2 protein-coding genes are annotated in these 6,699 nt (G+C 74.4%); one reads left to right on the forward strand and one right to left on the reverse strand.

Translation table 11 applies throughout. The features are described 5' to 3' along the window. The first annotated feature begins 32 nt into the window (after positions 1-32). Positions 33-1,268, forward strand: coding sequence for a ricin-type beta-trefoil lectin domain protein (locus ACPCK6_RS24040; protein ID WP_396883678.1), 1,236 nt, complete (start codon positions 33-35; stop codon positions 1,266-1,268). Positions 1,269-1,512: 244 nt separating this feature from the next. Here ACPCK6_RS24040 and ACPCK6_RS24045 read toward each other — a convergent pair. Then, a partial coding sequence (locus ACPCK6_RS24045; protein ID WP_423482302.1) for a WD40 domain-containing protein occupies positions 1,513-6,699 on the reverse strand: 5,187 nt, incomplete at its 5' end.

Below are 6,699 nucleotides of genomic sequence, written 5' to 3' on the forward strand. Positions count from 1 at the left end.
GTGACAACCACCACCCCCGCAGGAGGCGCCCCGTGCGCACCATCCGTACCCTCGCCGCCCTGGCGGTGACAGCGGTCGGCCTCACCGCCGCCCTCGCCGCCGTCCCGAGCACCCCGGCCGTCGCCGCCCCCGGCGCGGTCACCTGGTCCGACGACTTCAACGGCCCGGCCGGCGCCGCCCCCGACGCGAGCAAGTGGCGCTACGACATCGGTGGCGGCGGCTGGGGCAACAACGAGCTGCAGTACTACACCAACAGCACCCGCAACGCCGCGCTCGACGGCAACGGCAACCTGGTCATCACCGCCCGCAAGGAGAACCCGTCCGGCTACTCGTGCTGGTACGGAAGCTGCCAGTACACCTCGGCCCGGCTGCTCACCAACGGCACGTTCGCCCAGGCTTACGGGCGGTTCGAGGCGCGCATCAAGGTTCCCCGCGGCCAGGGGCTGTGGCCGGCGTTCTGGATGCTCGGCAACGACATCGGCACGAACCCGTGGCCCGGCAGCGGCGAGATCGACATCATGGAGAACGTCGGCTACGCGCCGTCGACGGTCTGGGGCACGCTGCACGGCCCCGGCTACTCCGGTGGCAGCGGCGTCGGCGCGTCCACCTCGCTACCCGGCGGCCAGGCCCTCGCCGACGCCTTCCACACGTTCGCGGTGGACTGGGCGCCGGACTCGATCACCTGGTACCTCGACGGCGTCGCGTACTCGCGCAAGACGCCCGCCGACATCGGCGGCAACCGGTGGGTATTCGACCACCCGTTCTTCATGATCATGAACGTGGCGGTCGGCGGCAACTGGCCCGGCTCGCCGGACGGCAGCACCACGTTCCCGCAGACCATGACCATCGACTACGTCCGGGTGCAGGCGTGGGACAACGGCGGCGGGGGCACCGGCGGCCAGATCATCGGGTACGGGAACAAGTGCGTCGACGTGGCGAGCGCCGGCACCGCGAACGGCACAGCGGTGCAGCTCTGGACCTGCAACGGCACCGCCGCCCAGCGCTGGAGCTGGAACGCCGACGGCTCGGTACGCGCGCTCGGCAAGTGCCTCGACGTGGCCGCCGGATCCACCGCGAGCGGCGCCAAGGTGCAGCTCTACGACTGCAACGGCACCGGCGCGCAGAAGTGGGTGTTCAGCGCGGCCGGGGACATCGTGAACCCCCAGGCGAACAAGTGCCTGGACGCCACCGGTCCCAGCTCGGCCGACGGCACCCGGCTGCAGATCTGGGACTGCACCGGCGCCGCCAACCAGAAGTGGCGGCGCTGACCGGTCCCCGACCCGGCAGGGGCGGGCGGGTTGCCCCGCCCCTCCTTCCGCCCCGCGATCTTGCACTTCCGGACCGAGTCGCGCCCCGGATGCCCCGTTCGCCCGGGCACAAAGCGCAGGATCGCGCGAAGGACACCGGGAGCCGCGTAGATCTTGGTACGAGAGGGCCCTGATAGGGGCCGTTTCCTACCAAGATCTACCGCGCCTGTCATGAGGCGGGGGCTCGGGGCGGGCGGGGCGAGGGCTAGAAGGGGGCGTCCACTGACAGGCGGCGGACCTGGGTCAGGTAGGGGTCCAGTTCGCCCACCTCGAAGCGGCACGTGCCGATGACGTGCCAGAACTGGCCGCCCGGGTCGCCGTCCAGCTTGTAGCGGCCGTCCGGGCTGACCGCCGCCCACCCGTCGGGCAGGCCGATGAGCGTGGTCCGCAACTGGGCGTGCTCGGGGTCGGCCACGTCCCACAGCCGTACCGTGCCGTCGTCTCCGGCGCTGGCGAGCAGGCTGCTGTCCGGGCTGAAGTGCACCGACCAGACGCGCCGGGTGTGCGCCGCAAGGGTGCCGTGCAGCCGGCCGGTCACCGGATCCCACAGCCGGATCACCAGGTCGTCGCCGGCGGTGGCGAGCAGGTTGCCGTCCGGGCTGAACGCGCAGGACCAGAGCCGCCCGTCGTGTTCGGTGAGCACCAGGCGCCGCTCGCCGGTGACCGCGTCCCACACCACCGCCGTGCCGTCGTTGCCGGCGCTGGCGAGCAGCGTGCCCTCGCTGTTGAAGCCGACCGAGTAGACCCGGTCGGTGTGGTGTTCGAGGGTGAGACGGCAGGTGGCGGTGGCGGCGTCCCACAGCCGTACCGTCTGGTCGTCGCAACCGGTGGCGATGGTCTCGCCGTCGGGGCTGAACGCGACGGTGCGCACGCGCCCCCGGTGCGGGGTGAGCGTGGCGAAGTGGCGGCCGGTACGGCGGTACCAGAGGCGTACCGTGTCGTCGTCGTTCGCGGTGGCGAGGGCGTCGCCGTCGGGGCTGAACGCGACCGCCCAGACGTGGTCCGTGTCCACGTTGAGTTCCCGCTCGTCGGCGCCGGTGTCGGTGTTCCACAGGTGCACGCCGCCGTCGCCGCTGGGGGTGGCCACCAGCGGTTCATCCGGGCAGAACACCACGGACAGCAGCCGGTCGGCCGGGCTGGCGAGCTGCCGCAGCAGACGGCCGGTACGCGGCTCCCAGAGCCGGATCACGCCGTCGTTGCCGCAGGCGGCGAGCACCTCGCCGTCGTCGCGGAAGGACAGCGCGGTGACCTTGCGGCCGTGCCCGCGCAGCGTGTGCTGAAGCTGCCCGCTGCGGACGTCCCACAGCCGGGTGGTGCCGTCGTTGCTGCTGGTCGCCACCTGGTTCTGGTCCGGCCGCCAGACCACCGGCCACACCGAGCCACGGTGCCGGGTCAGCTCGTGCCGCACCTGCCCGTCGTCGGTGTCCCAGAGCTGGATCGCGCCGTCGCTGGCGGCGGTGGCGAGCAGGCTGCCGTCGCCGTTGAACCGGACGCTGTAGATCGCTCCGCGCTGCCGTCCGAGCACCCGCACCGGCCGGCCCGTCTCGGTCTCCCACAGCCGCAGCGCGCCGTGCGTGTCGCCGGTGGCCATCAGCGTGCCGTCGGGGTGGATGTCGAGGGCGTACACGTCGGCCTCGTGGCCGCGCGGCGCGCGCAGCAGCTCGCCGTCGGTGGCCCGTCGGATCCAGATGCGGCCGTGCTGCCCGACGGCGGCCAGCAGCCGGCCGTCCGGTGAGTGCACGACCCGGTAGACCACCTCGGGCTCCTGCACCTCGAACGCCAGCTTGCCGGTGGGGATGTCCCAGCCGCGGAGCGTGCCGGCGCTGTCGGCCACCACCACACGCCGCCCGTCCGGGCTGAACGAGGTGCCCCAGATCGGCGCGGAGTGGCCGGGCCACTCGTGGCGCAGCCGGGCGCCGCGGGTGTCGTAGAGCCGCACCACGCCCGCCGCGTCGCCGACCACGAGGCGGCCGCGGCGGCCGTCGGTGAGCAGCGGCCACACCCAGCCGGTGAAGACGTCCTCGATGACGTGCCGCACGTCGCCGTGGTCGGCGTCCCACAGTCGTACGGTGAGGTCGGCCGAGCCGGTGACGAGCTGGTGGGACGCGGCGTCGTAGCGGACCGCGTACACCCGGGACCGATGTCCCTGGAGCGTGCGTACCGGCAGCCCGGTGGCGGTGTCGCAGAGCAGCACACCGCCGTCGTCGCTGCCGACGGCGAGCACCGCGCCGTCGGGGCTGTACGCCACCGGCACCGGAAGCCGGCCCACCTCGAAGCCGTACCCGACGCCCACGGCGGGCGGGGCCAGGCCCGGCGCGACCGGCCGGCCCGGTGCGACGACGGCGCCGCGCAGTTCCGGGGCGCGCAGCAGCGCCGGGTCGGCGCTGACGTCGATCAGCGCGGTGCGGTGCCAGCTGCTGCCGGCCACGCGCGCGCCCCGCAGGTCGGTCCGGAACAGCCGGGCACCGGCCATCTCCGCGTCGCGCAGGTCCGCCCCGGCGAGGCGGGCCTGGTCCAGGCGGGCGCCGCGCAGGCGGGCGTGTTCCAGCCGCGCCTCGGTCAGGTTGGTGGCGACCAGCCGCGCGTCGGTCAGGTCGGCGCCGGTCAGGTCGGCGCCGGCGAGTTCGCGGTGCGACAGATCCTCGCCGCGCAGCACCGCGCCGCGCAGGTCGGCCCGGTCGGGCAGGCGCAGCCGGGCGGACAGCCGCAGAGCGTTGGCGCGCAGCGTCTCCCCGGCCGACTCGTCACCGAGCACCCGCGCGGTCCAGGCGGTGCAGCGGGCCGGGTCGGCGAGGTCGCCGAGGAACTCCACCGCGAGCGCGGACAGCGACCGGACCGCCAGCGCGGCCGGCTCCTCGCCCCTGTTGATCTGCTCGGCCACCCCCTCGGCGACCAGCCACTCCATCACCGAGGTGTGGATGAACCCGAACAGCCCGTCGTCGGTGCGGACGAGCAGGCTGCCCGCGCCGACCGCGTGCGCCGCCTGCGGGCCGGACAGCCGCGAGTCGGCCCGCCCGGCGAGCTGGCCGGTGGACTCGGCCAGCTCGGCCAGGCGCAGGTATGCCTCGCCGCTCTCCCAGAGCTGGAACGCGAGCCGGCTCACCGCCTGCCACAGCTCGGGCCGGCGCAGGCTCACCGGGGCGCCCGGAATGCCCTGCGTGCGGCGCTCCTCGAAGTCCAGCCAGGACTCCAGGATCTCCCGGTAGAGCGCGGCGGCGCTGAACGTGCCGCCCGCCCCGGCCACCGCGGCGAGCCGCCCCTCGTCCAGGTTGGCGATGAAGCCGAGCATGCGCGGGTTGCGGGAGAGCCCGAGCAGGTCCTTCACGCCGGCGAGCAGGTCCATCCGCTCGCGGGCGGCCCGCTCGTCGCCGCCGTACCGGTTGCGCAGGAACGCCTCGATCTGCCCGGGGGTGAAGTCCTCCACCGCGAGTACGCGCCGGTGCGGCAGCAGGCCGACCCGCTCGCCGAGCGCGGTCAGCACCTGCGAGTTGGTCTTGAAGTGCTGGGTCCGGCTGCTCACCACGATCTTCGCGTTGCCCTCGGCGGCCTGGAGCAGCGTCTCCAGATGGTCGGCCGCCCGGTCGTACGTCACCCGGGCCACCAGCTCGTCGAACCCGTCGAACAGCAGCACGATGCGGCCCTGGCGCAGCATGTAGCGGAACGCCTTCAGGTCGATCACCTGCTCGCCGTGGTTCGCCAGGTGCGCGGCGACCAGGCCGTCCACGGAGTGCGCCTTGTCCAGCGCCCGCAGCTCCACCAGGATCGGGATCAGGTCGGGCGCGGCGGTGGGCAGCCGCCGGGCCACCTCCCGCAACGCGAACGTCTTGCCCCGGCCGAAGTCGCCGAGCACCAGCACGAACCGGCCGTCCGGCGCGGACACGGTCTCGAGCAGCTCGTCGACGACGTCGTCGCGGACGCGCTGGTCGGCGCCGACGAGGTGGCGGTAGCGCTGCGGCACGTACTGCCCGGGCGGGTAGAGCCGGTCGGCCTGGAGCCGGGCGGTCTGCGCGGCGACGTACTCGCGCAGGTCGAGCAGGCCCTGGAACTCGGTCAGGTGCAGCACGCGGACGCCCCGCCGCTGCGCCTCCTCGGCCAGCCCGCGCGGCACCCGGTCGCCGTCGTAGACCAGTTCGGAGGCGATGTCCGGGTCGGTGGCGTGCACCCGGCGGGCGAAGACGTCCACGTCGGCGGCGGTGGGGGTGCCCACGTGCGCGCCGACGCGCTGCTGGCGGACCACCCCGTCGGAGCGGTAGCTGATGTACAGGTGCGGCGGGTCGGTGCCGACGCGGCGTACCACCACCCGGTCGTAGCGGGCCTCGCAGACCTCGGCGAGCCGGTCCAGCAGCCGCTGCACCGGGGCGACCGGCGCGGCGGCCGCCGCCACGCCCTGGGTGGCCCCCTCGACGGCGGCCGGGCGGCGCGGGTCGGGCACCTGGGCCGGACCGGACGCGCCGAAGGTGGCCTCGGCGTGCGGCCAGGACACGGCGGTGACAGTGCCGCCGCCGAGGCGGTCGTCGCGGCCGAGCACCCAGCGGGTCATCCCGTCGCCGCCGAGCCGCAGCACCTGCGCCCGGCCGTCGCGGGGCGCGGCGGCCAGCGGCACCACCGGGTCGACCCGGGCCGACGGCGCGGCGTCGGAGAGCAACAGGTTGAGCATCGGGCCGACCAGCCGGTTGACCGAGCCGCGGTCGCGCAGCGACACCGGGTCCGGGGGCACCTCGTCGGCGTACGGGCTGCGCGCCCCCGGCGCGTGCGCCATCGCGCCCAGCCGCAGCCAGCCGGACTGCTGGTAGTGGCGCAGCCGCTGGGCGAACCAGCTGGACTGCGCCTCGCCGAGGAAGCCGTACCGGTCCTCCTCGCGGTGGGTGATGGCGATGGTGGAGTTCAGCCCGGCCACCACCACCCGCAGGTCGGGGACCGGGAACAGCGTCCAGGGCTGCTCGCTGTCGAAGATCCGGTCGTCGAGCCCCTGGTAGAGGTCGTCGAACAGGCGCGCGTAGTGCCGCCATTTCGGCCAGTACGGCGGTTGCGGGTCGACGTCGTCGGCCTCGCAGGTGGCGAAGTACGCGCGGCTGGCGGCCATCGTCACGTCGCGTGGGCCGGGCACCACGACGAGGCGGTGCGGTTCCAGCCCGAGCAGCACCCGCAGGCCGGTGAGGAAGCTCAGCGCGTCGGAGAACTCGCGCGGGCTGCCCGACTCGGTGAGGTTGCCGGCGACGACGAGCAGGTCCGGCCGGGGCACACCGTCGTTCATCAGCAGCGTGAGGTCGCCCATCAGGTGTTCCTGCACCTCGCCCGGGGTGACCGGCGCGCCGGGGGTGATCACGCCCCGGCCGAAGCGCGGCCCGGCGACCTGGAGCACGGTGACGGTGTCGCGGGTGGTCGGTGGCGC

The organism is Micromonospora sp. AB353, from assembly GCF_049538395.1.
Classification (GTDB): Bacteria; Actinomycetota; Actinomycetes; order Mycobacteriales; family Micromonosporaceae; genus Micromonospora; species Micromonospora aurantiaca.